At 73.5% G+C, this 26,615-nt stretch carries 22 protein-coding genes and 3 tRNA genes; 11 read left to right on the top strand and 14 right to left on the bottom strand.

Features of this window, described 5'->3' with window-relative positions; genetic code table 11:
* Positions 1-133 precede the first annotated feature (133 nt).
* From ABZX85_RS26155 to ABZX85_RS26145, 3 genes are all read left to right on the top strand, one after another.
* Positions 134-913 carry an HAD-IIA family hydrolase gene (locus ABZX85_RS26155; RefSeq protein ID WP_355873164.1) on the top strand — a complete coding sequence of 260 codons (780 nt, stop codon included), beginning with the start codon at positions 134-136 and terminating at the stop codon, positions 911-913.
* A gap of 117 nt (positions 914-1,030) precedes the next feature.
* A complete protein-coding gene (locus ABZX85_RS26150) occupies positions 1,031-1,783 on the top strand; it encodes a hypothetical protein (protein ID WP_355873161.1) in 753 nt (250 codons plus the stop codon).
* A gap of 3 nt (positions 1,784-1,786) precedes the next feature.
* Positions 1,787-2,449 (top strand): class F sortase, encoded by a 663-nt coding sequence (locus ABZX85_RS26145; protein WP_355873158.1) that lies wholly within the window; start codon positions 1,787-1,789, stop codon positions 2,447-2,449.
* A gap of 308 nt (positions 2,450-2,757) precedes the next feature.
* Here the strand turns inward: ABZX85_RS26145 and ABZX85_RS26140 are convergent, their stop codons facing one another.
* Positions 2,758-3,549: a GAF and ANTAR domain-containing protein gene (locus ABZX85_RS26140; RefSeq protein WP_355873155.1), complete on the bottom strand. Its 792-nt coding sequence runs from the start codon at positions 3,547-3,549 to the stop codon at positions 2,758-2,760.
* A gap of 121 nt (positions 3,550-3,670) precedes the next feature.
* Positions 3,671-3,744: transfer RNA gene (locus ABZX85_RS26135), tRNA-Lys, on the bottom strand.
* Between the two features lie 193 nt (positions 3,745-3,937).
* On the opposite strand from ABZX85_RS26135, the gene ABZX85_RS26130 reads away from it, so the two are divergent.
* The 4 genes from ABZX85_RS26130 (at position 3,938) to ABZX85_RS26115 (ending at position 8,927) form a co-directional block, all read left to right on the top strand.
* Entirely contained in the window at positions 3,938-5,272 is a 1,335-nt protein-coding gene (locus ABZX85_RS26130; protein ID WP_355873152.1) for a peptidoglycan-binding protein, read from the top strand.
* A gap of 60 nt (positions 5,273-5,332) precedes the next feature.
* The gene (locus ABZX85_RS26125) at positions 5,333-6,610 is read left to right on the top strand and encodes an SPFH domain-containing protein (protein WP_355873149.1); all 1,278 of its coding nucleotides are present in this window, start codon (positions 5,333-5,335) and stop codon (positions 6,608-6,610) included.
* A gap of 105 nt (positions 6,611-6,715) precedes the next feature.
* The gene (locus ABZX85_RS26120; RefSeq protein ID WP_355873146.1) at positions 6,716-7,246 is read left to right on the top strand and encodes a DUF3592 domain-containing protein; all 531 of its coding nucleotides are present in this window, start codon (positions 6,716-6,718) and stop codon (positions 7,244-7,246) included.
* 40 nt (positions 7,247-7,286) lie between these two features.
* Complete coding sequence (locus ABZX85_RS26115; protein ID WP_355873143.1) at positions 7,287-8,927, top strand: AMP-binding protein; 1,641 nt, start codon at positions 7,287-7,289, stop codon at positions 8,925-8,927.
* Here ABZX85_RS26115 and ABZX85_RS26110 read toward each other — a convergent pair.
* The 3 genes from ABZX85_RS26110 to ABZX85_RS26100 all read right to left on the bottom strand — a co-directional run bounded on the left by ABZX85_RS26110 (position 8,893) and on the right by ABZX85_RS26100 (position 11,043).
* Positions 8,893-8,966: transfer RNA gene (locus tag ABZX85_RS26110), tRNA-Lys, on the bottom strand. The genes ABZX85_RS26115 and ABZX85_RS26110 overlap by 35 nt on opposite strands.
* A gap of 106 nt (positions 8,967-9,072) precedes the next feature.
* Positions 9,073-9,831: an IclR family transcriptional regulator C-terminal domain-containing protein gene (locus ABZX85_RS26105; RefSeq protein ID WP_355873140.1), complete on the bottom strand. Its 759-nt coding sequence runs from the start codon at positions 9,829-9,831 to the stop codon at positions 9,073-9,075.
* Between the two features lie 264 nt (positions 9,832-10,095).
* Entirely contained in the window at positions 10,096-11,043 is a 948-nt protein-coding gene (locus ABZX85_RS26100) for a D-2-hydroxyacid dehydrogenase (protein ID WP_355873138.1), read from the bottom strand.
* Positions 11,044-11,292: 249 nt separating this feature from the next.
* Between ABZX85_RS26100 and ABZX85_RS26095 the strand changes: the two genes are divergently transcribed.
* Positions 11,293-11,946: a decarboxylase gene (locus ABZX85_RS26095; RefSeq protein WP_355873135.1), complete on the top strand. Its 654-nt coding sequence runs from the start codon at positions 11,293-11,295 to the stop codon at positions 11,944-11,946.
* A gap of 181 nt (positions 11,947-12,127) precedes the next feature.
* Positions 12,128-13,210, top strand: coding sequence for an LLM class flavin-dependent oxidoreductase (locus ABZX85_RS26090; RefSeq protein ID WP_355873133.1), 1,083 nt, complete (start codon positions 12,128-12,130; stop codon positions 13,208-13,210).
* Between the two features lie 212 nt (positions 13,211-13,422).
* Here the strand turns inward: ABZX85_RS26090 and ABZX85_RS26085 are convergent, their stop codons facing one another.
* The gene (locus ABZX85_RS26085) at positions 13,423-15,465 is read right to left on the bottom strand and encodes an EAL domain-containing protein (protein ID WP_355873131.1); all 2,043 of its coding nucleotides are present in this window, start codon (positions 15,463-15,465) and stop codon (positions 13,423-13,425) included.
* Positions 15,466-15,794: 329 nt separating this feature from the next.
* On the opposite strand from ABZX85_RS26085, the gene ABZX85_RS26080 reads away from it, so the two are divergent.
* Positions 15,795-17,069 (top strand): M6 family metalloprotease domain-containing protein, encoded by a 1,275-nt coding sequence (locus tag ABZX85_RS26080; protein ID WP_355873129.1) that lies wholly within the window; start codon positions 15,795-15,797, stop codon positions 17,067-17,069.
* A gap of 106 nt (positions 17,070-17,175) precedes the next feature.
* Here ABZX85_RS26080 and ABZX85_RS26075 read toward each other — a convergent pair.
* The 7 genes from ABZX85_RS26075 to ABZX85_RS26045 form a co-directional block, all read right to left on the bottom strand.
* A tRNA-Lys gene (locus ABZX85_RS26075) sits at positions 17,176-17,249 on the bottom strand.
* Positions 17,240-17,824, bottom strand: coding sequence for a bifunctional DNA primase/polymerase (locus ABZX85_RS26070; protein WP_355873127.1), 585 nt, complete (start codon positions 17,822-17,824; stop codon positions 17,240-17,242). Before ABZX85_RS26070 ends, ABZX85_RS26075 begins: the two co-directional genes overlap by 10 nt.
* Positions 17,825-18,129: 305 nt before the next feature.
* On the bottom strand, positions 18,130-18,504 hold the full coding sequence (locus ABZX85_RS26065) for a hypothetical protein (RefSeq protein ID WP_355873125.1): 375 nt from the start codon (positions 18,502-18,504) through the stop codon (positions 18,130-18,132).
* A 207-nt stretch (positions 18,505-18,711) separates the two neighbouring features.
* On the bottom strand, positions 18,712-20,046 hold the full coding sequence (locus ABZX85_RS26060; RefSeq protein WP_355873123.1) for an AAA family ATPase: 1,335 nt from the start codon (positions 20,044-20,046) through the stop codon (positions 18,712-18,714).
* Positions 20,047-20,350: 304 nt separating this feature from the next.
* Complete coding sequence (locus ABZX85_RS26055) at positions 20,351-21,940, bottom strand: hypothetical protein (RefSeq protein ID WP_355873121.1); 1,590 nt, start codon at positions 21,938-21,940, stop codon at positions 20,351-20,353.
* A gap of 40 nt (positions 21,941-21,980) precedes the next feature.
* Entirely contained in the window at positions 21,981-23,129 is a 1,149-nt protein-coding gene (locus ABZX85_RS26050) for a hypothetical protein (protein WP_355873119.1), read from the bottom strand.
* The gene (locus tag ABZX85_RS26045; protein WP_355873117.1) at positions 23,080-24,021 is read right to left on the bottom strand and encodes a phosphatase PAP2 family protein; all 942 of its coding nucleotides are present in this window, start codon (positions 24,019-24,021) and stop codon (positions 23,080-23,082) included. Before ABZX85_RS26045 ends, ABZX85_RS26050 begins: the two co-directional genes overlap by 50 nt.
* A 188-nt stretch (positions 24,022-24,209) precedes the next feature.
* Here ABZX85_RS26045 and ABZX85_RS26040 point away from each other — a divergent pair, with 188 nt between their 5' ends.
* On the top strand, positions 24,210-24,803 hold the full coding sequence (locus ABZX85_RS26040) for a histidine phosphatase family protein (protein WP_355873116.1): 594 nt from the start codon (positions 24,210-24,212) through the stop codon (positions 24,801-24,803).
* A gap of 183 nt (positions 24,804-24,986) precedes the next feature.
* Here the strand turns inward: ABZX85_RS26040 and ABZX85_RS26035 are convergent, their stop codons facing one another.
* A complete protein-coding gene (locus ABZX85_RS26035) occupies positions 24,987-26,450 on the bottom strand; it encodes a hypothetical protein (RefSeq protein ID WP_355873114.1) in 1,464 nt (487 codons plus the stop codon).
* Between the last annotated feature and the right edge of the window lie 165 nt (positions 26,451-26,615).

Genomic DNA, 26,615 nt, shown 5'->3' with positions numbered 1-26,615 from the left:
CCCACCCCGCCGTACGCCGATCCGGCCGCCCCCAGGAAATCCACCCATTCCCTCAAGATCCGACCTGTGCATAGTCTGGCCCCACGACGCACTCACGGTGCGTTCGCGTACGGCACGGCAGGAGACCCCGCACATGGCAGACCGCAAGCCCATCGAATCGTGGCTCACCGACATGGACGGTGTGCTGATTCACGAGGGCGTCCCGATCCCGGGGGCCGACGCGTTCCTGAAGAAGCTGCGGGAGTCGGGCAAGCCGTTCCTGGTGCTGACGAACAACTCGATCTACACCCCCCGTGACCTGCACGCCAGGCTCCGCCGGATGGGCCTGGAGGTGCCCGTCGACAACATCTGGACCTCGGCGCTGGCGACCGCCAAGTTCCTGGACGACCAGCGGCCCGGCGGCACCGCGTACGTCATCGGCGAGGCCGGCCTCACGACCGCGCTGCACGACATCGGGTACGTCCTGACCGACCACGAGCCGGACTACGTCGTCCTCGGCGAGACCCGCACGTATTCCTTCGAGGCGATGACGAAGGCGGTCCGGCTCATCAACGACGGCGCCCGTTTCATCTGCACCAACCCCGATGAGACCGGTCCCTCCACAGAGGGACCCCTCCCCGCGACCGGCGCCGTGGCCGCGCTGATCACGAAGGCGACCGGCAAGCAGCCGTACTTCGCGGGCAAGCCGAACCCCCTGATGATGCGGACCGGGCTGAACGCGATCGGCGCGCACTCCGAGAGCAGCGCGATGATCGGCGACCGGATGGACACGGACGTCCTGGCCGGCATCGAGGCGGGCATGCAGACCTACCTGGTGCTCACCGGGCTCACCCAGCCCGAGCAGGTGGAGAACTTCCCGTACCGCCCCTCGAAGATCGTCGGCTCGATCGCCGACCTCGTCGAGCGGATCTGACACCCTCCGGGGCCGCCCGGCCCTTCCGTACCCCCACCCGTACGGAGTAGCCCACCCCCTACTGAGGGTGCACGAGGCAGCCCCGTGAGAGAGCCTCCAGATACTTGGAGGTTCACGATGGGTTCACCCCGCTTCACACTCTGTACCGGTGCGCTGGCCACCGCCCTCGTCCTCGCCCCGGTGACACCAGCGGCGTACGCGGCGGACGGAGGCCGGGGCGTCTCGGTGATCCCGTCGACGCCGGTGGCCGGCGGCGAGGTCGCGCTCAAGGTCAGCGGCTGCACCGGAAAGACGGCGAAAGCGGTTTCAGACGCTTTCGTCTCGGACGCCCGGCTGATCGGCACCGGCGGCACCCTCGCCGGCGAGACGAAGATCCGCTCGACGGCCGAACCGCGTGCCTACGACGTGACGATCACCTGCGCCGATCTGGAGCTCAAGGGCCGGATCACGGTCGCCGGCCCCGGCGCGACCCCGCACGCCACCCCGGTCGCCCCCGTCCACGCGGGCGGCGGCGGAGCGGCGGACCAACTCGCGGCGCAGGCACGGGACAAGGCGGACGCGCGTCCCGACGCCGGCCCCCGAACGCTGGCCCAGCCCGAGGCCACCGCCCCCAACACGGCCCACACGGTCACCGGCCTCACCCTCGCCGGCCTGGCCGCCCTCGCGGTCCTCGCCCTCCGGGGCGTCCTGCGCAGACGGAACGCGGCGGCTCTGAGCACCGGCTCGGCGACCCTCGGAAGCAGCGCCGCCGGAACCGCCCTGACCGGCACCGCCGCGCCCGCCCCCACGGCACCCGCCCCGAACGCCCCGAACGCCTCGAACACCCCGAACGCCCCGACACCCCCCACCCCGGCCCCCGAAAAGAACTGACCCGTGTCCGACCACCCCCGCCCCCACTCCGCCCGCCTCCTCACCGGCGTCGCCTGGGCGGTCCTCCTGCTCGGACTCTGGCTCTGGGGGCGCGAGGTCACCGAGGTCCGCCACGGCATATCGTCCCCCACAACTGGCGACATAGCCGCGGTGGGACGTCCTCCCGACCGCCAACTCCCGCCCGCCGCAAGCCCGTTGAGATCGGCACTCCCGCAACGCGTCGACATCCCCGAACTCGGCGTCCAGGCCCCGGTGGTGGCCCGCGGCCTCGACACCCGGGGCGCGATCGACCCGCCGCCGTACGACCAGGCGGGCGTCGTCGGCTGGTACGCGGCCGGCGTCACTCCCGGCGCACGGGGCACCGCGCTGCTGGTGGGACACGTCGACACGGAGACCCGTCCGGCCGTCTTCTACAAGCTCAGCACGGTGAAGGCGGGCGAGACGGTCCGGGTGACGCGCGGCGACGGAAAGGTCGCCGAGTTCACGGTGGACGACGTGGAGGTCGTCCAGCGCGACCGCTTCGACGCCCAACGGGCCTACGGCACAAGGGAGTCGGGCCGGGCGGAGCTACGGCTGATCACCTGCGGCGGCACGTTCGACCGGGTCAGCCGCAGCTACACGGCGAACGTGATCGTCTCGGCGTACCTCACGGGAACGGGCCCCTGACGCCCAACTGCCTCCGCCCTCAACGGAGTACACCTGTCCCGGCCGGCGGCCCGCTCCCCCGAAACCGCCGACCGGGCAGGTCCTCGACCGCGCGCGCACGGGCTGCGGGAGAAACCCGGCGGCAGGCGCGGGAGGCTCGTGGAAACCTCGGTGGTTGTGTTCCGGCCGGGGACTGGGGCCGTCTGAGAAGACTAACGGAGCCGGGGCACAAGGCTGTAGGGCCGAGGAGGGGCGGTTCCGAGAAAGACCGTGGAACGGTTCAGGCACTCGGGCCCAGGCCGTTCCGACGCCGAGTCCCGGACACGTGACTATCCGTCATTTCCGCAGGTGTCCCGCCAGGTGTACGACGGCCCGAGGGGTGGCCGCCTCTCGCCGCGCCCCAACTCCGTGTCGTCCAGGGTTTGTTCGACGACGGAGAGGGCGACCGTGTCGATCGGCAGCCGGTTGCGGCGGGCATAGCCGCGCAGCACCTCGAACGCCTCGTCCACGCCGACGTGCCGGCGTTCGGCCAGCATCCCCTTCGCCTGCTCGATGCGCACCCGGCTCGTCAGCGCGTGCTGCAACTGCCCGGCGAGGGTGCGGAACCGGTCGTGGGCGCGATGGTTGTGCAGGCCGAGCGCGGCGGCGTCCGCGAACGACAGTGCCGTCACGACCGAGGCCGAACCGCCTCCGGTCCCTTGCCGGTCGGGGTCGAAGACGGCGAGTGCCCCGAGGGGGACGCCGCCGCGTCTCAAGGGCACGGCGAAGGCCGTACCGATCCCGTGCCGCAGCGCGCACGCGGTGAACTCCGGCCAGCGGGCGGCGACTTCGGGGTCGTTCAGGGAGACGGGCGGGACCGGCCGGCCGGTGCGGTGGCTCTCGGGGCACGGCCCGCCGCCCTGCTGGGCCGCCAGCAGCGCGAGCAGGCCGCTGCCGGCGGACGCGACGGTCTCGCCGGAGCCGTCGAAGAGCATGATGCCCACGGCCCGCGCCCCGAGCAGCTCCGCGCAGCGGCCGGAGACGCGGCGCAGGTGGGCGGTGGTGTCGAAGCCGTCCGTCAGGGTGTCCGCGGCCTCCAGCAGCGCCGCCGCCAACCGGCCTTCCCGGGTGGTGTGTTGCATGCGCGCTCCCCTTCCGGCCGCCCCCTGGCGCGGCACCTACCCCGGTGGGAGGAGCAGTAACGGCAATCCCTCGGCGAACAAGAAAAAGCCCCCCGACGAATCGGAGGGCTTCTCTCGTCTGTGCGCCGCCAGGGACTCGAACCCCGGACCCGCTGATTAAGAGTCAGCTGCTCTAACCAACTGAGCTAGCGGCGCCTGCTGACGTCGTAACTCTACAGGACTACGGACCGTGCTCCCGACCGGCCGAACTGTCGTCCGAACGCCCGGGCCGGGTGATACCTCGCGGGTACATCATTCGGACCGTCAACATGCGAGCCGGGACGACAGTTGAGAAACTGACGAATGTGCACGAGTTTGGATATGTCCGGCGGAGTGTGAGGGGCGTCTCATGGAGACTCCGGTGTTCGAGGAGATCGATCCCGCGAGCGACTGCGGCTGCACGGGCTGCGTACGGCGGCGTCTCGGCGGCCCCGCCCGCCCCGCGCTCGCCGTCACCCCCCGCGCGGTGATCGTCGTCGCGACCGCGTCGGCCGCCACCGCGGCTCTCGGCGCCGCGCACGCACCTCCCGCCCAGGCCGCGTCGCGCCTCCAGACCCGTGCCGTTCCCGCAGGTGACGAGCCCGAGACCCCCCAGGGGAGCGCGACCCCGCTGCACGGTCCGGCCGGCCGTCCGGCCGCCCCGGTCAAGGCCCCCGCGACCACCCGCGCCGACATCATCAAGCGCGCGAAGACCTGGGTCGCCGCGAAAGTGCCGTACAGCATGACCGCGTTCTGGTCGGACGGGTACCGCCAGGACTGCTCCGGGTTCGTCTCGATGGCGTGGGGCCTGCCCGGCAACGAGTGGACGGGCACCCTCGACCGGTACGGCACCCGGATCGCCAAGGAGGACCTCCAGCCCGGCGACATCCTCCTGTTCCACAACCCGGTCGACCCCCAGAAGGGGTCCCACGTCGTGATCTTCGGCGGCTGGACGGACTACACGCACAGCTACTACATCGCGTACGAGCAGACCCGCCCCGGCACCCGCCGCCAGGCCACCCCCTACGCCTACTGGACCCACTCCGACCGGTACCTCGCCTACCGCTACACCGGAGTGACTACGGGTACTCAGGGTGCGCCCCCCGACGGGACCGCCCCCAACGGAACCGCCCCCGACGAGACCACCCTCTTCCCGGGCCGCGCCTACTTCGGCCCCGGCGCCAACAACGCCCACGTCACCCTCCTCGGCACGATGCTCGTCGACCGAGGGGCGAAACGTTTCTATACGACCGGCCCCGGCCCCCGCTGGTCAGACGCGGACCGGCGTGCCACCCAGGCGTTCCAGCAGGCCCAGGGGTGGAAGGGCACCGACGCGGACGGCCTGCCCGGCCCCGACACCTGGGCGCTGCTGATCACCGGCAAGGGCCGCGACATCGTCACCGGCACCCCCGGCCCGCCCGCCCCCTCGTCCGCCTCCCCGCCGCCCACCCTCCCGTCGCCCGCCGCCCCCGCCTTCCCGGGGCGCGCGTACTTCAGGCCGGGCGCGGAGAACCCGTACGTCACCCGGCTGGGCGAACAGCTCGTACGCAAGGGGTACGGGAGGTACTACGGGACGGGCCCCACCCCTCGCTGGGGGGACGCCGACCGGCGGGCCGTCGAGGCGTTCCAGCGGGCCCAGGGCTGGCGGGGCGCCGCCGCCGACGGCTACCCCGGCCCCGAGACCTGGAGGCGCCTCTTCTCCTGACCCTGTCGTGACGCAGACCGAACAGACGTGACGCATCTGGCGCGGAGGCTGGAGGCAGACATGAGCAGTACGACCACTTCACAGACGGCGGGTTCCGGGGGGCCCGCGGAGGAACGGCCGGACGGGGAGCCCAGGGGCACGGGGGCCGCTCCCGGCGGGGGGCCCGCCATCGGCCTCGGCCCCGGCAAAGACACCAAGGACGCCCCCCGTCCCGCCCGTCTCATCCAGAACGAGGCCACCACCGAGATCCCCGTACACCTCCTCTTCCGGGACGACCCCGAGCCGGGACCCCTACTACCCGTGGACCCCGCGGCGATCGGACGCCCGCAGACCGGCGGGATCGGTGCCCCGGGGCTCCCTCTCGGGTCCTCCGGGTACCCCCGTAGTACTCAGGGACCACCCCCCACCCCCCGCCTCAGACGCCCCGGCCGGCACACCCCCCGCCCGGCGGCCCAGGTCGACCCCGCCCTGGTGGAGCGGCCCGCCCGGGTCCTCCCCGGCACCGTCGGTGTCCTCGCCGGCACCTGCGGCGCCGCAGGCTGCGTCGCCACCTCCTGGTGGGCCGGCGTCCTCCCGCACCTCGCGACCGAGGCCCTCCACCTGCCGGTGTACGGCGGCACCGGGCTCGGCCTCGTCCAGTGGGCCGCGTACGCCGGGTCCGGGGCGCTCGGGCTGTTCGGGTTCGGCGGGCTGGCCCGCGGACGGACCGGTCGGGCGTGGGTGCTCGGGCTGTTCGGACGCTACCGGGGGACGGTCCGCCGTACCGGGCTGCTGTGGGTGAACCCCCTGCTGCTGCGCCGCCGCGTCGACGTCCGGCTGCGGCACTGGCGCAGCGAGCCGATGCCGGCCGCCGACGGCAGCGGGGTCGCGCTCCGGGCCGTCGTCCTCGTCGTCTGGCGGGTGCGCGACACCGCGCGGGCCACGCTCGGGGTCGAGGACCACGAGACCTACCTGCGGGAATGCGTCGAGGCGGCGCTGGCGAGGGTGCCGGTGGAGATGCCGGGCGCCGGGCGCGGGCCGGTCGAGACGGCCGGGGACGCGCTGACCCGGCTGGTCGCGGCGGACGCCGGGGCCATCGGACTTGAGGTGTACTCCGTCCAGCCGGTCCGGGTCGAGTACGCCCCCGAGGTCGCCGCCGCCATGCACCGCCGCCGGATCGCCGCGCTCGACGCCCAGCACCGCGCCACCGTCCTCACCTCGGTCGTCGACTCCGTGGAGGACACGGTCACCCGGCTCACCATGCGGGGCCTGGTCGAACTGGACGACTACGAGCGCAAGGCGCTGGTGAAGGACCTCACCGTCGCGTTCTGCGCCGGGCGGGGGGAGGGCGGGGCCTGACGGGACCCGGGGCCCGAAACTCTGAGCTTCCCCTGAGACAACCCGTAGTACCTCGGGGGTAGTTTCCCCACACGTGCACTGACCAGCACACCAGGGGAACCCGCCATGGACGTCATCTTCTACCTCGTCCCGTCGTTCATGCTCGCCGGAGCCGTCGGCATGGCCGCCGTCGTGATCCGCCGCTCCCGGCGGATCACCGGCGCGTGGAACAGCGGCCTCACCGCCGAGGCCCGCTGCCTGCGCGCGTACACGACGACCAGCGGCGGCGTCGGCGAACACCGTCATACCCGTACGACCCTGCACCACGTCTACGAGTTCACGAGCCGCGACGGCCGCACCGTCCGCTTCGACGAGGCGAACGGCCCGGGGACCGTGATCGAGGGGGACTTCGTCACCGTCCACTACACCCCGGAGCACCCGGAGCGGGCGACCGCGCTGCCGCCGATGCGGGGCCGCCTCCTGGCGGAGTCCGGTGTGCTGCTGGCCTTCCTCGGGGTCTTCGCCGCGATCTGCGTCGCCTTCATGATCGGCGCGCACAACCTCTTCGACCTCTCGGACGGCTTCTTCGGCGGCGGCCCGAGCGACCTGCCCGCCGACCTTCCGTCCGACTTCCCCACCGACTTCCCCACGCCGTGACCATCCTCATCTGACGGTCCGTCAACTACCGTGCTCCGCCATGGAGTACACCACCACCGCAGCCGAACTCGTCGCCCGGGGCTGGGCCGACCACCGCCCGGCCCTGTGGTGGCGGGACACCGTCCTCACCCACCACGATCTCGCCCGCGAAGCCTCCACCAGGGCCGCCCTGCTGACCGCCCTCCGCCGCCCGGACGCGCCACCCCACATCGGCGTACTCCTCGACAACACACCGGAGTTCGTCCACTGGCTCGCCGCGGCGGCCCTCGCCCGCGCCGCCGTCGCCGGCGTCAACCCCACCCACCGCGGCCCCGACCTCGCCCGCGACATCCTCCACACCGACTGCGCCCTCCTGATCACCGAACCCGCCCGGCTCCCGCTCCTGCGCGGCCTCGACCTCCCGGGCGTCCGCCTCCTGGTCACGGGCACGGACGAGTACGACGCCCTCCTCGCACAATTCTCGGCAACCGTTCTCTACGAAAGCGCCGCCACCCCGGCCGACCACCTCCTCCTCTACTTCACCTCCGGCTCCACCGGCGCCCCCAAGGCCGCGCTCTGCACACAGGGGCGCCTCGCGGCGGCCGGGCACCGCCTCGCCGAGCAGTTCGCGGTGAAGGAGGACGACGTCCACTACCTCTGCATGCCGATGTTCCACGGCAACGCCGTCATCGCCGGCTGGGCCCCCGCCCTCGCCGCCGGCGCCGGAGTCGCCCTGCGCGACCGCTTCTCGGCAACCGGTTTCCTGGCCGACGTACGCCGTTACCAGGCCACGTATTTCACTTACGTCGGCCGCGCGATCCAGTACGTCCTCGCCACGCCGCCCCGACCGGACGAGGACCGCGACCACCGGCTGCGGACCGGGTTCGGCACCGAGGCGGGCGCGGTCGACGCGGCGGCCTTCGAACGGCGGTTCGGCGCCCGGCTCGTGGAGGGATACGGCTCCAGCGAGGGCGGGGCGGCGATCCAGTGGGCGCCCGGGACACCCGCCGGCGCGGTCGGTCCGGCGGCGCCCGGTCTCGTCGTACGCGATCCGCTGACCTCCGCCGTCTGCCCGCCGGCGGTGTTCGGGGCGGGCGGGGAACTGCTCAACGGGGACGACGCGATAGGGGAGTTGGTGAACCACGCGCCGAGCCCCTTCGAGGGGTACTGGCGCAACCCCGCCGCCGAGGCCGAACGCCGGCGCGACGGCGCGTACTGGACCGGCGACCTCTTCTACCGCGATGAGAACGGTTACCTCTATTTCGCCGGGCGCGGGGACGACCGTATCCGGGTGGACGGGGAGAACCTGGCGGCGGCGCTGATCGAGGCGATCCTCGCGCGGTACGAGGGTGCCGACGCCGTCGCCGTGTACGCGGTGCCGGACGAGGTGACCGGGGACCAGGTGATGGCGGCGATCGCCGGGCGGTTCGAGCCGGAGTCGTTCGCCGCGTTCCTGCGCGCCCAGCCCGATCTGGGGACGAAGATGGCGCCCCGGTTCGTGCGGGTCCTGGAGCGGATGCCGGTGACGGCGACGAACAAGATCCAGCGGGCGGGGCTGCGGAAGGAGGGGGTGCGGTGCGGGGACCCGGTGTGGCGGCGGTCGGGCGGCGAGTTCCGCCTGATGGCACGAGAAGAGCCCCCTACCGAAGTAGGAGGCTCCTCGTTTGTGCGCCGCCAGGGACTCGAACCCCGGACCCGCTGATTAAGAGTCAGCTGCTCTAACCAACTGAGCTAGCGGCGCGTGACTCTCGCCGGGTTTGTACTGCTTTCTCCCGGCGACAGAGAAAATACTACCTGGTCCGCAAGAGTGCTCATGACCATGCCCGCGCCCCCCGCGGACGGTCTGCTCAGATCGCCAGCGACAGCAGCAGCGGCGCCGCGTGCCGGTGCAGTCTGTCGGCCGCCTGCCGCAGCCGGTGCGCGTCCTCGACCGGCAGCGACAGCGCCAGGCACCCCACGGACGACCCGGAGGGGATCGGCACGGCCGCGCAGACCGTACCCACGGCGTACTCCTGGAGGTCGAGTACCGGAGTACTAGGGGGCTGGGACTCCAGCCGGGACAGCAGGAGCTTGTCGCTGGTGATCGTGCGCGAGGTGAGGCGGGCCATCTTGTGGCGGGCGAGATGGTCCCGGCGCCCGTCGCGGTCGAGCTGCCCCAGCAGGCTCTTGCCGATCGCGGTCGCGTGCGCGGAGAAGCGGAAGTCCACCCACTCGTGGACCACGGGAGTGGTAGGTCCCGCGGCGTACTGGTCGACCTTTATCTCACCGTCGACGTACCGGCTCATGTAGACCGCCGCGCCGACCGAGTCCCGCAGCCGGTCCAGGGTCTGCTGGAGCTTCTCGCGTACGGCGCTCTCCCGGTCCCGGGTGGAGTCGATGAGGGCGAGGGCCGCGCCCGCGACGTACGCGCCGTCGCTGGTCCTTTCGACGTACCCCTCGCGGCGCAGCATGAGCAGCAGCGGGGTCAGTCTGCGGTCGCCGAGGCCGGTGCGGCGGGCGAGCGCGGTGTCGGTGACACCGTCGGCGTGCCCGGCGATGGTCTCCAGGACACGCAACGCCTCCCGCGCGGAGTGGTGCGGCGTGGTCGGCTCGTGCTTCAGCGCCACGGTTTTCCCCCTGCGGTCGCTTCCAGGCCGTGATCCGGGTGGCGGATCTCCTCCACGATAACCGCCAACCACCGGATACGGAGGGGGTGTTGACGAGAACGTGGGGTGACCGTAGGGCCTCCCACGTGCGGCAATGTTCGACAGGCATATGCCATTGACATGAACCGGAGCCTGGACCTGCACGCTTGGCGTGCACACGTCGCACAGTCGGCGGGCCGCCCGGGGCACCCCGAGCGGAAATATCTACGGCATCGGCGGCGGGCGTCAGTGGCCGGGGACGTACCCGCGGGCCTTGTCCACCACGTTCACCAGCCGTCTCCCCGCCTCCCACCGCTCCCACAGCTCCACGAACTGCGCCGCCAGCCGGTCGTGATGGCCCACGAACGCGCCGCTCGTGCGAGGCGTCACCAGCAGGTCCGGCACGTCCCACAGCGGGCTGCCTTGTGCAAGCGGTTGCTGAGAGAAGACGTCGAGCGCCGCCCCCGCGATCCAGCGCCGGCGCAGCGCCTCGGCGAGCGCCCCCTCGTCCACCAGCTCACCCCGGGCCACGTTCACGAACCGCGCCGACGGCAGCATCACCCCGAACCGCCGCGCGTCGAACATCCCGCGCGTCGCCCCGGTCAGCGGCGCCGCCGCGACCACCCACTCGGCGCGCGCCAGCAGCCGGTCCAGGTCCCCGGGACCGTGAATCCCGGTCCGCGGCACCCGCCCCACCAGAGCCACCCCCACCCCGACCGCCTTCAGCGCCCGCGCGACGGTACGGCCCACCGGCCCCGACCCGACCACCACGGCCCGGGTCCCCCCTACCCGTAGTACTTCCCGGTGACGCCACTGCCGCGCCCGCTGCGCCTCCCAGGCCCCCGGCAGCCCCTTCGCCATCGCCAGCACCAGCGCGACGACGTGCTCCGCCACCGCCTCCTCGAAGACACCCCGCGCGTTCGTCAGGACGGTGTCCGAGGCGGCGAACTCGGGACCCAGCACCCGGTCCACGGGCACGCCGGCCACATGCACCCACCCGGGCCGCGCCCCGTCCCCGGCCCACCGCTCCCGTACGGCGTCGGTGGCGGTGTCCCACACCAGCAGTACGTCCGCCTCGGGCAGGCGCGCGGCGAGTCCCGCCGGGTCGGTGTGCACGACCTTGGCCCGGCCGGTCAGCCGGCCCAGCCGGGGGAGGGGGTCGGCGTCGAGGACCAGGAGGGTGGGGGCGGACATGGCACCTCGTGACCTGGCTCGTGCCGGTGGGTGGGAACACGCTGGCACCACCGCCGGGTGGCGTCAACAGGGCCGTACGGATGGCTGCGGGGGAAGCCGTGCGGGGGTGGGCGCCGTACGGGGTACCCGGCGGAGGGAGACAGCCGGAATCGGGACGGGTGACCCGTAGGGGTCGTACGGGTCGTACGTACGAAGAAGCCGTCGCCGTGACCGAGAAGCAGCCGCCGTAGCGAGGAAGGGCCACCCACCATGACCGCACTCGGACTGCTCGTCCCGGGCGAACCCGCCGAGGACGACTACCCCCGTGTCGAGCAGCTCCTCGGCAGTGACATCCGGATCGACCTGATCCGGGCGGACCCTGCCGGGGACTCGCCGCAGCGGCTCGCCGCGTGCACCGAGGAGCTGCGGCTCGCCGGGGCCGACTCCGTCGTGTGGGCGAGTGTGACCGGTGCCGTGGCCGAGGGGTGGGAGGGGGCGAACGGGCAGGTCAGGGGGTTGGCGCGGACGGCGGGGCTGCCGGCGTCGTCCACCGCGTTCGGGTTCGTGCGCGCGGCCCGGGAGCTCGGGGTGACCCGGGTCGCCGTGGTGACCGCGCACGAGGACCCCGCCTTCACGGAGTTCCTGCGCGCGGGCGGGGTGAGCGTCGTCTCCACGACGCCCCTCGGCCCCGACCTCGCCGCCTCCGCGCACCCCGCGGCCCACGCGGACGCCCAGGCGCTCCTCCTGCCCGACACCTCCCTCCGCACCGTCACCCACCTCCCCGCCCTCGAACGGCAGCTCGGCAAACCCGTCCTCACCGCTCACCAGATCACCGTCTGGGAGGCCCTCCGCCTCACCGAACGCCGCGTCAACGCGCCCCGGTTGGGCACCCTCTTCACCCGGGAGCCGATCGTCCAGGCGTGAGCGGGACGCCGTCCCCGCACGCCGGCCCGCATCCGCTGCGGACGCGGGGTACGTCCGAGGTCGCAGGCCGGCGGGTACGACCTGAGGGGTACGGGTACGACCCGGTACGGGAATAAGCGGAGACTGTCTCCTGTTGTCGCCCGAAGGCCAGTCAGTCGAGGACGCGACGCAGGAGGTATCGGTGGAGGAGATCCGCGGGACGGTTCAGGGGACGGCACCGGTGCCCCTGTCCGTACTGGACCTGGTGACCGTCGGAAGCGGACGGACCGCGAGCGACGCGCTGCGGACGAGCGTGGAGCTGGCGAAGTTCACCGAGCGGCGCGGGTTCCACCGGTACTGGGTCGCCGAGCACCACTCGATGCCCGGGGTCGCCTCCTCCTCGCCCGCGGTGATCCTCGCCCATCTCGCCGCGCACACCGAGCGCATCCGGCTCGGCTCCGGCGGCGTCATGCTCCCCAACCACGCGCCGCTCGTCATCGCCGAGCAGTTCGGCACGCTGGAGGCGCTCGCGCCGAACCGGATCGACCTCGGGCTCGGCCGGGCCCCCGGGACGGACGGCGCGACCGCGGCGGCCCTGCGCCGCAGCGACCGGCTCCACGAGGGCGCCGACGACTTCCCCGAGCAGCTCGCCGAGTTGACGCGTTTCCTCGACGACGACTTCCCCGACGGGCACCCCTACCGGCGCATCCACGCCATCCCCGGCCCGGTCCAGGGCACCTCGCCCGGCGGCGTCCAGTCCCCCCACCGCCCGCCGGTCTGGCTCCTCGGCTCCTCCGGCTTCAGCGCCCGCCTCGCCGGTGTCCTCGGGCTCCCCTTCGCCTTCGCGCACCACTTCTCCGCGCAGAACACGGTGCCGGCGCTCGACCTCTACCGGGAGTCGTTCACCCCCTCCGCCGTCCTCGACGCCCCCTACGCCCTCATCGGCGTCTCCGCGCTCGCCACCGACGACGAGGCCGAGGCCCGCCGCCAACTCCTCGCCACCGGCCTCAACATGGTCCGCCTGCGCACCGGCCGCCCCGGCCTCTTCCCCTCCCCCGAGGAGGCGGAGGCCCACCGACTGTCGGAACTCGAACGCGAGTTCATCGACTCCTGGACCGCGAACATCGTCCACGGCTCCGCCGACGAGGTGCGCGCCGGACTGGACGACCTCCAGAAGCGCACGGGAGCCGACGAACTGATGCTGACGAGCCACGCGCACCGGGGTGAACTACGGCTGCGCTCGTACGAGTTGATCGCGGACGCGTACGGGTTGCCCACGGTGTGAGAGTGCCGGCGGTACGGCCGTGAGGTCGCCGGGCGTGGAGTGACGCCCGGCGACGCGGTGTCCGTCGGCCCACCGGTCGCGGAGCGTGATACGACGCCGTCCCGCCGACCGACGTATGAGCAAGGTGAGTTGGGAGGGGCGAACGGCAACACCCGAGGTGCTCGCGGACAGTTGGCCGAATATCGCCCACGGAACACCCCGTCCCGCCACCCCTACGGCCTCCCCAGAGCCCGAACCTCCCCGTTCTTCCCGGGCGCCGAACCAGCGCCCGACCCCGCAGCCGAAGCCGCGCCCGACCCCGCACCCGGCCCCCCACTCGAAGCCGCACCCGAACCCGAGCCCGGCCCCACCTCCGCCCCCACCTCCGCCCCCGCACCCGGCCCCGGCAGCCCCGAGCCCGGCCCGACCCCCGGCCCCGACACGGCCCCCTGCCCCCCACCCACATGCAACTCCGCGATCCGCTCGGCCGACACCGGACGCGAGTACAGCCACCCCTGCCCCGTGTCGCACCCGATCCGCCGCAGCCGGGCCGCCTGCGAAGCCGTCTCCACGCACTCCGCGGTGACCGTGAGCCCCAGCCGATGGGCGAGGTCGATCATCGCCTCGACGACGACCTCGTCGGCGGGGTTGGGCGGCGCCCCCGACCCGTCGTACTGGAAGCCGCGGACGAAGGAACCGTCCAGTTTCAGGACGGACACCGGCAGCCGGCTGAGGTAGGCGAGGTTGGAGTACCCCGTCCCGAAGTCGTCGATGGCGATCCGGACGCCCATGTCGCTGAGCGCCTGGAGCGCTTGGAGGGGACGGCCGGCGGACCCCATGACGGCCGACTCCGTCAGCTCCAACTGGAGCAGTCCCGGCGCCAGTTCGGTCTCGGCGAGGATCTCCGCGACGTCCGCGACGAGATCGGAGTCCCAGACCTGGCGGACGGCGACGTTGACGCTGACGAAGAGCGGGGTCTCGTCCGGATGGTCCAACTGCCAGCGGCGCGCCTGCCGGCAGGCGCTCGCGAGGACCCACCGGCCCAACGGCACGATGGAGCCGTCCTCTTCGGCCAGACCGACGAACCGATTCGGCGGCAGCAGGCCGAAACGCGGATGGTCCCAGCGCACCAACGCCTCGACCCCGCGCAGTCGTCCGTCGGACATCCCGACCAACGGCTGGTACTCCAGCACGAATTCACCCCGCTCGATGGCGGGCCGCAGTGTGGAGGCCAGGGCTTGACGGGTCATCAGATGGGCGTTGCGCTCGGGGTCGAACAGCGTCCACCGGGACTTCCCGTCGACCTTGGCCCAGTACAGCGTCGTGTCCGCCGCCTGGACGAGCCCGGTCGCGGTCGTCCCCGCGGCGTGCCGCTCCACGACCCCGATGGACGCGGTGACGTTGAGCCGCTGGCCGTCCAGATCGAACGGTGCCTGAAGGGACTTGAGGACGGCCTCGGCCAACTCCGCGAGCTGGTCGGTCCCCGTGGAGTCCGCGACGAGCAGCGCGAACTCGTCCCCGCCGAGCCGGGCCACGAGCGGCGCGGCTGCTCTGGCCCTCCCGGCCTCCTCCGCACAGGAGTTGAGCCGGTCGGCGACGGCGGCCAGCAGCCGGTCGCCCACCCGGTGCCCGAGCGTGTCGTTGACGGCCTTGAAGCCGTCGAGGTCGAGATAGCACAGCCCGATCCGCCCGGTCCCGCCGCGTTCGTACGTGTCGGGCTCCAGCGCGGCCGACAACCGCTCGAAGAACAGAGCCCTGTTGGGCAGCCGGGTGACCGGATCGTGCATCTGGAGATGGCGCAGCCGCGCCTGGAGTTCGCGCCGCGCGCTGATGTCGGCGACCGACAGGAGCACCCCGGGCGTGTCGCCGCCCAGCGGGGACACGGTCACCCGCGCCCACACGGCCCGCCCGTCGGGCTGCTTCAGCCGCCGCGCGCACCGCAGTTCGGCCTGCCGGCCGCACAGCACCTCGCGGTAGGCGTGCCAGGTGCGCGCGTCGGACGCGAGGTCGAGCAGATCGGCGGCGACCCGCCCGACCAGCCCCTCGGCCGCGGCCCCGAGGATCTCCCCGAAGGCCGCGTTGACGGAGACGATCACCCCGTCCCGCCCCACGACGGCCATCGCCGACGGGGACGCGGCGAAGACCGCCTGATACGTGGACGTGCCGAGGGCACCGTTCGGCCCCCGGGCACCATCCGATGCCAAAGTGTCACTCTCTGTAACGGCGGACCGGTCGAGGTCTGCCGCGGGCGTCGGCCCTTCGGACGTTCCGCTCACCGCTCGCTCCCGCAGTGCACTCGATCTCTGTCCGCGCAGGAAAGTGTCAGGAAAGTGTGCCGATCATAGAGGCTGGGCCCGGACCACCGCAGCCACTGCCAAGTGTCCATGACCTACCCACTCTTCTGACAGATCGTTTCTGCCCGCAGCCGGACCGGTTCTGCGGACCTGGGACCACATGTGACGTTCCGTGAGTGTTCCGGGGTGTCGGGGGTCGCCCGGTTCGTCGTACGACTCACTCGTCCGGGGCAGGCAAACAGCGCGCGGTATGACAAACCCGTACAGGGTGGGTGGAGGTGTCCCCAGATCCGCCGCCTCCGGAGGTCCTCGTGCCGCGTCCGCTCCCGCGCCCCCGCCTGCGCACGTCAGCGGCCGTGTTCACGACGATCTCCGCGCTCGCCGCGAGCTCCCTCGCGGGCGTCCCCTCGGTGGCCGAACCCTTCTCCACCGCCCCCTGCGCCCTCACCCGCACCACCGCCCACCACTCCGAGGGCCTCGACACCTGGAACGCCGCCTACCCGCGCCCCGCCCGCTCCCTCGACGCGGTGATGATCTTCCTCTCCTTCCCCGACAGCCGCCCGCTCACCACCCCCGCCGAGCTGGCCGCCGACCACTTCCCGGCCACCTCCGACTTCTTCCGCCGCGCCTCCTACGGCCGTTTCACGCTGCGCGCGCACCCCCTCAAGCGGTGGATCAGGATGCCGAAGCCGTCCACGTCGTACGCCATACAGCGCGACTGGAACGCCGAGCACCGCGCCGCCTACCTGCGCGACGCGCTCGCCGCCGCCGATCCGGACGTCGACTTCTCGCGGTACGACGTCGTCTACCTCGTCGCCGATCCGGACGCGCCCGGCGTCGACTCCGACGCGACGAAGGTCGTCAACCTGGACGTGCCGCTGCGGGCGGACGGTGCCGCGATCCGGCGTGTCGTCACCGTCTTCGAGCAGCATCCGCCGGACCGGCTGGTCCTCGCCCACGAGACCGGGCACGTCTTCGACCTCCCCGACCTCTACCACCGGCCCGCCGACGGCAAGGGGGACTGGGACACGTACGTCGGAGACTGGGATCTGATGGGGAGTCAGTTCGGGCTGGCGCCGGACCTGTTCGGCTGGCACAAGTGGAAGCTGGGGTGGCTCCAGCCCCGGCAGGTGGTCTGCGTACGGGACGCGGGGACGACCCGGCTCACCCTCGAACCGCTGGGTGCCGGGCCGGGCGTACCCGTCACCCGTGCCTCCGGCTCGCCGGCGTTCGGGCTGGGCAACGGGACGAAGCTCGCGGTCGTCCGGACCGGGGCGGGCAGCGCGCTCGCCTTCGAGGCGCGCGGGCCCGTCGGTGACGACGCCGCCGCCTGCCGGGCCGGGGTGCTCGTCTACCGGGTGCACAGCGCGGCGGACTCCGGGCGCGGGCCCGTCGAGGTCGTCGACGCGCATCCGCGTACCGAGGCGTGCTGGGAGCGGTCCGTCTACCCGCCGCTCGCGGACGCGCCGGTGGCGGCGGGGGAGAGCTTCACCGTGCCGGCCGTGCCGGGGGAGCGGGCGGTACGGGTGGAGGTGGAGGGGCGGACGGCTTCGGGGGCGTGGACGGTGAAGATCACGCCCCGGTGATACCCGTAGTACTCGCGGCTCCCCTAGGGGGCTAGGGGCTTGGCGGCAGGGGGTTTGGGGGGCATGCGAAAGGCCCTCCGCTTCCGCGAAGGGCCTTCTCGTCAAGTGCGCCGCCAGGGACTCGAACCCCGGACCCGCTGATTAAGAGTCAGCTGCTCTAACCAACTGAGCTAGCGGCGCCTGCTGACGTCGTAGACCTTAGCACCCTGATCCGGGCGCGGCGAAATTGATAAACGGACGGCCGCCCGGGCGGCCCGTACCGCCGCCCACAGCAGCACCTCCGCCCCCGGCAGCCAGGGGTGACGCGTGTCCGGGGCGACCAGCCAGCGGGCCGCCGCGGTCGCCTCGCCGGTGACCGCGGGGACGGTGATCGCGTCGCCGGGGCCGTGGCACAGCAGCGGCGGGAGGCACGCCGTACGGCTGCCGTCGCTGCCCCACTCCTCCCAGGACAGCAGCGACGGGAGCCGCTGGGCCGTCCCCGGGGCCGCGAACAGCAGCATCCGGCCCCGGAACACCGCCACCGGGCCCGTGCCCTCCCCCTCGCCCCACAGCCGGTCCAGCATCCGCCGGCCGAAGACCGCCGCCGTGCTGACGACGTCGAACACCGCGCCGCACGACAGCACGACCGGGGCGTCCGGCCGTTCCTCCCAGAAGGACAGCAGGCTGCGCGGATGCGCCCCCGCCGAGGCCAGCCACGCCGCGCCGTCGGGGGTGACCCCGCCGATGTCCCCGCATTCGTCCCAAGAACCTCTCATGGGATAAAGATCTACCGGGGGTGAGCGAGGGATCTCGGAGAGTTGCGGGAAACCGGGACGGATGGGTGGTGGGGGAGGTATCTTGCCCGCCTGGCATATGCCGGTGGCTGCCGCCGGAGGGGTACGGGGTTACCCGTAGGGGATCGGGCGGGCCATCGGAACCGGTGGGCCGGGCGGGCCGGAGCGGGCGGACCGGGTGGGCCACTGGAACCGGTGGACCGGGTGGATCGGGACGGGCCGGAGCCGACGGACCGGGCGGACCACCGGAACCGCCCGCCGGACCGGGTGGGCCGGGACGGGCGCGTTCAGATGGGCTCCACCCGGCTGTGGCTCTCGCCCGCCGCCTCGCCCCGCAGCAGATCCCGCCCGAACTCCACCATCTTCTTCGCGTAGTCCTCGGTCCACTCCGCCCGCTCCGCGATGTCCGCCGGGGTCAGCCGGTCGAACCGGCGGGGGTCGGCGAGCTGCGCCGCCGCCATCGCCTGGAACTCCGTCGCCCGGTCCGCCGCCGCGCGGAACGCGTGCGCCAGCTCGCTGGAGCGGGCCAGCAGCGCCGAAGGGTCCTCTATCGACTCCAGGTCGAAGAAGTGCTCCGGGTCCCCGGCCGCCTCCGCGGGCTCGAAGAGCAGGGGCGCGGGGCGTAACCGCGGTTCGTTCCGACGCGGCGTGGGCTCCGCCATGTCTTCTCCTCCTCGTACGGTGCGATTCCGGACCACCCTTCATTGTCCCCCGCCAACGCAAGAGGCACTCCGACGGTGACCCCGAGAACCAACGCGCGGGACGCACGGGGTGTTCCCACCCACCCGAGACACCAGGCCACACGGCGTCCACCGCAAGGCTCAGGGCCTCCACGCCACACGGCGTCCACCGCAAGAGCCAAGGGCGGCTCAGGGCCTCCACCGCACCCGGTGCTCCGCGAGATGCCCCAGCACCGCGTGATTCGCCTCCCACCCGTCCGGGAACTTCACCAGCGTCCCCAACTGGACCGGTTCCGTGGACGGGTAGTCGTCCAGGAGGTCGCCGACGCCTTCCCGGCACACCACCACGCACGCGTGCCGGTGGCGGGACGTCAGGACGCAGAGGCGGCCGGTCTCCAGGTGGAAGGCGGTGGCGTCGGGGCGGCCGGAGAGGGGGTGGAGGACGACCGTGACGTCGAACTCCATGCCCTGGAGGCGGTTGGCGGTGTCGACGGTGACGTCCGATACGCCCAGTTCGGCGAGGGCCGCGCGGACGGCCGCCGCCTGGTCGCGGTGGGCGGTGCCGACGGCGATCCGCGCGGCGGTGACCGGCGCGGGCTCGGGCGAGCGCTCGGACGTCGCCACGCCGCCGCGGTCCAGCATGCGCCGTACGACCGTGGCGACCGCGCGGACGGCCTCCGGGTCGGTGCGCGGGGTGTGGCGCGCGGGCAGCTCCAGCAGGCCCCAGCCGGAGGCCGCGGCCTCGTCGATGACGCGGTCGGGCCCCGAGCCGTCGGAGGGGACGGCGAACGTCAGGCGCCGGTCCGCGTGGGACGTACCGCTGCGGAACGGCGTGTACGGGTAGAACGCGTCGGACACCAGGGGCGCCGCGGACGCCGGGAGCCGCCAGGACACCGGCAGCCGGTGCTGCGGCAGCCCCGGGTTGTGCGCCAGCAGGGTCGTCACCGCCGACGCCGCCGGGTCGTACGACAGCCCCGCCCACTGCTCGCTGCCGACGATCGAGAAGGGGTCCAGCTGCCCCGGGTCGCCCACGAACAGCGCCCGCTCGAACAGCCCGGCGACGGCCAGCAGCCCGTCGGAGCGCATCTGGTACGCCTCGTCCACGATCGCGTGCCGCCACGGCTCGTCGACCTTCACGTGCGCCCACTTGGCCGCCGTCGAGATCACCACCGGCAGTCCCGCGAGATCCCCGGCCTTCGCCGACTTCCGTACGGACGGCAGCTCGTCCAGCGCCTTGTCGTACGCGTCCGCGTCACTGCTGTGCAGCCGGCCCACCGGCAGCTCCGGCGCCTTCTCCGCGAGCCGCAGCACCAGGTCGTCCACCTGCGCGTTCGTCTGCGCCACGACCATCAAGGGGCGCCCCGCCTCGGCCAGTTCGAGCGCCGCGCGGACGACGAGCGTCGACTTCCCGGCCCCCGGCGGCGAGTCCACGACGACTCCGCGCGCGGTGCCGTGCAGGGTGTCGCGGAGGATGGCGTCTGTGGCCTGGGCGGCGGCGGTACCGGGGTCGAGGTGAGTGGTCACGGGCCGTCCTGCGGGGTGAGGGGTGTGGGGGCTGCGGAGGCGAGGAGAACACGGCTGGGCACGTGCCCCCACCGGACGTGACCGGACACGCGATCGGGCGAGCGCCCCTTCCGGAGGCGCCCTTCCCGGGGCGGCCCGACCACCACGCGCGCGTGGCCCTCCCGAAGCGGTCGGCCCGCCGCCCCCCGGAGGCCGCCGGGGCAGCCGCATGCCGGGCGAGCCACGACCCGTACGAGGCACCCCGCGCCGTACGCCCCCGCGCCCCGCCGCTCGCAGCCGCCCCTCCCGAGCCCGCGCCGCGCGTTCACAGGACGTCCTCCTCGGTCACCGGGTCCGCCGCCTCGGTCACCGGCTCGCCGGGAGGCCCGCCGTGGGTCCACGGAGTGTCCTCGGGGTCGGGGAGTTTCGCGCCGCCGCGCTGTTCGTGCTCGAAGAGGGTCCAGCAGATCAGGTCGCCCTTCTCCGGGACGGAGCCCCGGTCGGGTTCCTTGCCGCGGCCCATCTTGTCGAGCAGCCGCAGCGTGACGACGCCGTCCGCCTCGGCGGTGACGAACTCGGCGGCCTGGGGCTTGCCGGCGAGCGAGCGGTAGACCTTGACGCGCCCGCCGAGCTGCGGGCGGTCGTCGGTGCGGACGGTGACCAGCGGGCGCGGGCGTGGCGAACGGCCCTCGCTGTACGCCATCTCGACGTCGACGACCTCCCCGGCGAACGCCTCCCCGGTGAGCCGCCGGCCGGCCATCACGAGAGCGTCGTCCAGCGCCTCCTGCGCGTCCAGGCGGGCCTGTTCGCGCTCGCGCGTGGCCAGCTTGTTCGCGGCCGTCACCGCGTCGTCCCGGCGGGGCTGGGGCGGCTCGCCCGCGCGGACGCGGTCGCGGTGGCCGGTGAAGGACCACCGGTCGCGCGTCCACCGCTCGTCGACATGCGCCCCCGGCGGCAGCTCCCGCAGCAGGTCCAGGCCCCGCCAGACACGCTCCCAGGTCGGCAGGGTCCGGCTCAGCACCAGCTCCCGCAGACGTTCCTCGGCGGCGGTCAGGGCGCCCAGCCGGTCGTCCGCCTCCAGGCCGTCCTCGGCGAGTGCCAGCGCCGTCCGCGCGCGGTCGTAGCGCTCGATCGCCGGGGCGAGCAGTTTGTTGTCGAACGCCGGGTCCGTCGCGGGACCCGCCGGGGGGTGCGTCAACTGGCCGTCGCCGTCGCGCTCCAGCTCCACCCGCAGCGCCTCGCGCGCGCCGGACGCGCCCTCCGGGGGGTCGATCCACGCCATCAGCGAACCGAGGTGCTGGTCCTCCAGGCTGGACTGCCCGGTCGCCCAGTGGAGCGCCAGGACGTCCGTCAGCGCCAGGAGCAGCGACGAGCCCGGCACCCGCGCGCGCTCCGCGTAGTGCGTCAGCCAGCGCCCCAGCAGCGGTACGTACGGGGGCGCCGGGTAGGGCGCCTCCGGGTCCTGCTCCGCCGTCCGCCGGAACCTCATCGACCGCCCCAGCAGCCGCAGCAGATCGACACCGCCCCGGCTCGGGACGATCAACTGCGGAGCGTCCGCGCACAGTTCGACCTCGACCTTGACGCGCTTCCCGGTCTCCGCGTCCGTCTCGCTCCGCTCCGCCGCCTCCACGACGTCACCGAACTCGTCGATGTACGGCAGGACGACGTCGGCGAGCCGCGACAGGAACGCGAACCGCAGCTCCGGGTTGCGCGGCTGGGGGACGACGAACACGCGCGGGGCGTCGCGGTCGGTCCCCACGAGCACCCCGAGCGGGGCCCCCGCCTCGCCGCCCGTGATCAACGGAACCAGCACCATGGGCCGCTGCGACAGATGCCGGTGGCGGACCGTCGCCGTCGGCTGCGCGCGGCCCGTGGCGTCCGCCTCCAGGCGGGCCAGGGTGGAGATCAGCGACATGGGACCACCTCGGGGTGCCGGGGGCCGCGGAAGGAGCCGCTCATCGGGCCGCACCTCCAGCTGGAACAGCGCTCAGGGACCCCTCCAGCGCCTCCGCGCGCAACTCGGCCGCCCTGCGCAGCGCCGCCACCGCCGGGTCGTCCGGATCGCCCTCCTCGCCGCGCGCCGCCGCCAGGACGCCCTCCACGGTGCTCAGGCCGCCGAGGTCCGCGCGGATCGAGCGGCCCAGGGTGGTCACCGCGCCGGCCGCGCGGGAGCGGGCGCGGCAGTGGAAGGCCAGTTCGCACGTCGCCAGGCATTCCGGGGTGTACGTCGCCGGGACGGACTCGACGGCCGCCGTCAGCTCCTCGGCCGGCAGCCCCGGGGCGAAACACGTGCCCTCCGGGAGCGCGGCGGCGATCTCCTCGATCCGGGTGAGCCGGGCCAGCTGGCGGGCCGTCACCGCGCGCTGCTTGCGGACGTCGACCGCCGACGCCGTGGGGAGGTTGGAGAAGTCCCTCGGGCAGACCAGCAGGACGCGGTGGCGCACGCGCGGGGGCGCCGGGAGCATCGCCGCGACCTGCTCCAGCGCCAGGACGTACACCGCCGCCTGCCGGGCCGCCGCGCCGACCTTCGCCGGGTCCGCCGAACCGTCCAGCATCGGGAACGACTTGATCTCGACGACCGTCCAGGCGCCGTCCGGGTGCACCACCACCGCGTCCGGCTCCAGGAAGGCCGGGGAACCCGCGACGTCCAGCGCGAGCATCGGGTGGTCCAGCAGCGTCCACATCCCCGGCGCGGAGGCCGCCTCGCGCAGCGCCAGCGCCGTACGCGCCGTACGCCCCTCGGGGCCCGCGGCCGTCAGGTCGGGGACGGCCGCCGAGACGGGGGGCTCTGCCGACGCGTCCAGCGTCGCGTGCGCCAGGCGCAGGAGTTCCGCGCCGCCGTCGGCCTTGACCTTCGCCTCGAAGGCGTTGCCGCGCGTGAGCGCGAACTGGGACTGGCCGAAGACCGCGGGTGAACCCAGCGCGCTCGCCAGCGCCGTCTTGTCCACCCCCGCGCCGTCGAGGAGGGCGCGGCGCCCGCAGCCCGGGTTCGCGGCGAGTGCGGCGAGGGCGCGGGCGTCCAGCGCCTTGGCCGGGACGTCGGGGCCGCGCAGCTCAGCGAGCTGCTGCCGGAGCGCCGTCCCCCGCGTCCGCGGAGGAGGCACTCGGCTCGGCTCGGGAGTCGCGGGGCCGGGAGAAGTGCTCACCCGTCGAAGTCTGGCATCCGCCACTGACAATCGGGGCCGGTGCGGCCACCGAGGCGGCTGCGACAGGCGTCCGAGCCGTCCGGAAACGGGCCTTGAGGCCGTCGGCCGCGCGCATCACGTACGGCGCCAGCAGCAGCCCGACGCCCATCACGGCCGCGCCGGCCACCGCGTCGAGGAAGTAGTGGTTGGCCGTGCCCATGACCACGATGGTCGTGATCAGCGGGTAGGCGACGCCGGCCGCCTTCGTCCAGCGCGTGCCGCCGAACCGCCACAGCATCACGCCGCACCACAGGGCCCAGCCGACGTGCAGGCTCGGCATCGCGGCGTACTGGTTCGTCATGCCGCCGAGCCCGCGCGGGGCGCTCGCCTCGCCGCCCCACCAGCCGTACGAGCTGTACTGCGCCATCGTGTCGACGAAGCCGTGCCCCGCGTCGAGGAGGCGGGGCGGGCAGGTCGGCAGGAGCGTGAAGCCGATCAGGCCGATGAACGTGGACGTCATCAGCCAGGTGCGCGCGGCGCGGTAGCGCACCACGCGCGAGCGGAACAGCCAGATCAGGATCGCCGGGGTGACGACGTAGTGCAGCGAGGCGTACCAGAAGTCCGCCGGGACGCCGATCCACGGCTCGCGCGTGAACAGCCGGTTCAGCGGGTGCTCCGCGTTGATCCGCAGGGCCTTCTCGACCTTGAGGATCGCCAGGCCGTGGTCCACGGCGGTCGTGACGTCCCCGCGCGCGAGGAGGCGGCCCGCCGAGTAGCAGGCGTACACCAGCAGGATCAGCGGCAGCTCCGTCCACCAGCGGAGCCGTCCCGGGGGAGCCTCCTGGGTGCCCGGTGTCTCGGTCTTCGGCATCCGATCGCCTCCCCTTCCGACAGTAGTCGCCAAGCCGTGCGGACGTGTCACTTTACGGCGTATGTGCGCGCCCGCCCCGGGCGCCCTCGGCCTGTGAAGACGTCGGGATCGCCCGCCGGGTTGCCCTGATCCACGGTGCGCGATGATGGAGAAGTTCCGCTCCCGTTTTTCTCCCGGAAAGGTCCCCCATGGCACCGCGCATCCTGCTGGCCCGGCACGGACAGACGGCGTGGTCGCTGTCCGGCAAGCACACCGGCAGGACCGACGTCCCCCTCCTGGAGGAGGGCCGCCGGGGCGCCAAGCTGCTCGGTGAACGGCTCCACAGGATGCCGTACGACGGTCTCGCGGGGGTCGAGGTGCGCACGAGTCCGCTGGCACGCGCGCGTGAGACGTGCGACATCGCCGGGTTCGGCGAGCGCGCGACCTCCTGGGACACGCTCATGGAGTGGGACTACGGAGCGTACGAGGGGCTCACGCCGGACGAGATCCAGGCCGTCCGTCCCGGGTGGCTCATCTGGCGTGACGGCGTGCCCGAGGGGGAGAGCCTCGCGGAGGTGGCCGCCCGCGCGGACGACGTCGTCGCCTGGGCGCGCGAGGCCGACCGGGACGTCCTGGTCTTCGCCCACGGCCACATCCTCCGCTCCATCGGGGCCCGCTGGCTCGGGCTGCCGCTGGACTTCGCGGCCCGGATACGCCTGAACCCGACCTCCCTGTCCGTCCTCGGCTGGGCCTACGGCGAACCGGCGATCGAGAGCTGGAACGACCTGGGGCACCTGTCCTAGGTACCCCTGGCCGGCCCGTTCATCCGGGGCACTCGGCTCACGGAACGCGTACCCGCGCGCGGGCGCGCGCCTGAGCGACACGTTCCGCGCGGGCGCGTGCCCGCCTCACGGCCGCGGCCGACGAACCCGTCGTCCCGGTGAACCCCTCGCCCCGATCTCCGGTCCCCGGCGGTCCCGGGTGTTTCACAACCTCCTCGGGCGGGAAGCGCGTCGCTCCAGGAACTCCGAGACCTCGGGTGTCCGGCGGTGCGGGAGGAGTACGCGGGCGGTGTCGTCCAGCATCGAGCGGATGCGGGACGACTGGACGTGCCCCAGCAGGTCCAGGACGCGCAGCCCCGCGCGGGCGGCCTCGTCGGGACGGCCGTCGCGGGCGAGGTCGTCGGCGAGTTCGGCGGTGTACAGGGCCATGTTGCGGCTGAAGTCGGGGTCCTGGAGATCGGCGGCGTCACGCGCGCGACGCGCCGCCCGGGACCAGTCGCCCAGCGCGGACCAGCACTGCGCCTCCAGGCTCGCCAGCTCGGCCTCCCCGTAGAAGCTCATCCACTCGGGGTCGGCGTCCGAGTGGCCTCGCTCGTACAGGGCACGCGCGCGCGTGAGCGCCTGGGTGCAGCCCGTCGGGTCCCCGAGCCCGGCCCAGCCGCCGGCCTCCCTCAGGGCCAGCAGCGACAGCAGCCGGTCGGAGCCCAGGGGGCGCGCGACGCGCTGGGCGGCCTGCGCCGCGCGCACCGCCTCGCGCGGGCGCCCGGCGTCGCGCGAGAGGAACGCCGTGTTGCAGAAGGCGTGCGCCTCCAGCGCGCGGTCGCCGGTCATCCGGGCGGTCGCCAGAGCCTCCGCGTAGTGCGAGCGGGCCTCCTCGTACCGCCCGGAGTCGTGGGCCAGCCAGCCCACCGAGATGGCCAGTTCCCCGGCGCCGGAGTACAGCCGGTCGGCGGTCGCCTGCCGGGTCGCCCCGGCGTCCAGCAGCGCGTACGCGCGGCGCAACGGCTCCGCCGCGCGCCGGTACAGACTGTCCCCGCCGTGCCGGTCGTCCAGCAGGCGGATTCTGCGGACCGCTTCCTCCAGGGCGCCCGCGTCGCCCGCCCCGGCGCGGCGCGAAGGCCGTCCGCCGGAGGCGTACGCGTCGGTGGCGAGGCCCAGGGAGCCCAGCGAGGCGGCTGCCACGGTGGCGCCCCCGCCGGTCATGAATGCGCGACGCAGCACGTCGCTCTCCTCGTGGTCGTGGTGCGAGTCGTACGGGTCCTGCGTGTCATACGGGTGACCCGCCGTCGGCGGTTCACCCGTCCTCCCCGCGGACTCGGTGGTGCGAGTGGGGCTCGGGATGTGCGCGCGGGGCGCGTTCTCGGGGGCGCGCGCCCCGCGTCCGCGGACGGATGCGCGGGGGGCGAAACCCAGATCGGTGAGCGTGCGGCCGGGGAACATGTGCAGGAACACCCGTTCGTACGCGTAGTTGGGGCAGCGGATCTCGCCCGCCTCGACCCGCCCGATGTAGCGCGCGTCGCAACTGACCCGCTCCCCGATCTCCCGCGCGGCCCGCCGCACCAGGGCGGCGAACTCGGCGGGCGAGCGCTGTCCGCGCAGGCGCCGGAAGGCGTGATTGGGGCGTGCGGGCCGGTCGGGACGGGGTGGGGTCACCGTTGACGACGCCATGGCCGGGTCCTCTCGTGCGAACCGTCGAACCATGCCGGTTTCAGGGGGCTTTGACCGAGTGAGACCCTGTATCGGGCTGTATCCGGTGTATCCAACTGTTTCCGGCGGGCAAGAACGTACCTGCTGTTCCGGGGTCGCCACACGGGATTTGGCTACAAACCGGAT

It is taken from the genome of Streptomyces sp. NPDC004539, assembly GCF_040610055.1.
GTDB lineage: Bacteria > Actinomycetota > Actinomycetes > Streptomycetales > Streptomycetaceae > Streptomyces.
This window is presented reverse-complemented; position numbering and strand designations above follow the sequence as displayed.

Excerpts from the sequence above, each read along its gene's own strand:
- ABZX85_RS26155 (WP_355873164.1), top strand. The coding sequence starts at position 134 with ATGGCAGACCGCAAGCCCATCGAATCGTGGCTCACCGACATGGACGGT.
- ABZX85_RS26150 (WP_355873161.1), top strand. The coding sequence starts at position 1,031 with ATGGGTTCACCCCGCTTCACACTCTGTACCGGTGCGCTGGCCACCGCC.
- ABZX85_RS26140 (WP_355873155.1), bottom strand. The coding sequence starts at position 3,549 with ATGCAACACACCACCCGGGAAGGCCGGTTGGCGGCGGCGCTGCTGGAG.
- ABZX85_RS26130 (WP_355873152.1), top strand. The coding sequence starts at position 3,938 with ATGGAGACTCCGGTGTTCGAGGAGATCGATCCCGCGAGCGACTGCGGC.
- ABZX85_RS26125 (WP_355873149.1), top strand. The coding sequence starts at position 5,333 with ATGAGCAGTACGACCACTTCACAGACGGCGGGTTCCGGGGGGCCCGCG.
- ABZX85_RS26120 (WP_355873146.1), top strand. The coding sequence starts at position 6,716 with ATGGACGTCATCTTCTACCTCGTCCCGTCGTTCATGCTCGCCGGAGCC.
- ABZX85_RS26115 (WP_355873143.1), top strand. The coding sequence starts at position 7,287 with ATGGAGTACACCACCACCGCAGCCGAACTCGTCGCCCGGGGCTGGGCC.
- ABZX85_RS26100 (WP_355873138.1), bottom strand. The coding sequence starts at position 11,043 with ATGTCCGCCCCCACCCTCCTGGTCCTCGACGCCGACCCCCTCCCCCGG.
- ABZX85_RS26095 (WP_355873135.1), top strand. The coding sequence starts at position 11,293 with ATGACCGCACTCGGACTGCTCGTCCCGGGCGAACCCGCCGAGGACGAC.
- ABZX85_RS26070 (WP_355873127.1), bottom strand. The coding sequence starts at position 17,824 with ATGAGAGGTTCTTGGGACGAATGCGGGGACATCGGCGGGGTCACCCCC.
- ABZX85_RS26065 (WP_355873125.1), bottom strand. The coding sequence starts at position 18,504 with ATGGCGGAGCCCACGCCGCGTCGGAACGAACCGCGGTTACGCCCCGCG.
- ABZX85_RS26055 (WP_355873121.1), bottom strand. The coding sequence starts at position 21,940 with ATGTCGCTGATCTCCACCCTGGCCCGCCTGGAGGCGGACGCCACGGGC.
- ABZX85_RS26045 (WP_355873117.1), bottom strand. The coding sequence starts at position 24,021 with ATGCCGAAGACCGAGACACCGGGCACCCAGGAGGCTCCCCCGGGACGG.
- ABZX85_RS26040 (WP_355873116.1), top strand. The coding sequence starts at position 24,210 with ATGGCACCGCGCATCCTGCTGGCCCGGCACGGACAGACGGCGTGGTCG.
- ABZX85_RS26035 (WP_355873114.1), bottom strand. The coding sequence starts at position 26,450 with ATGGCGTCGTCAACGGTGACCCCACCCCGTCCCGACCGGCCCGCACGC.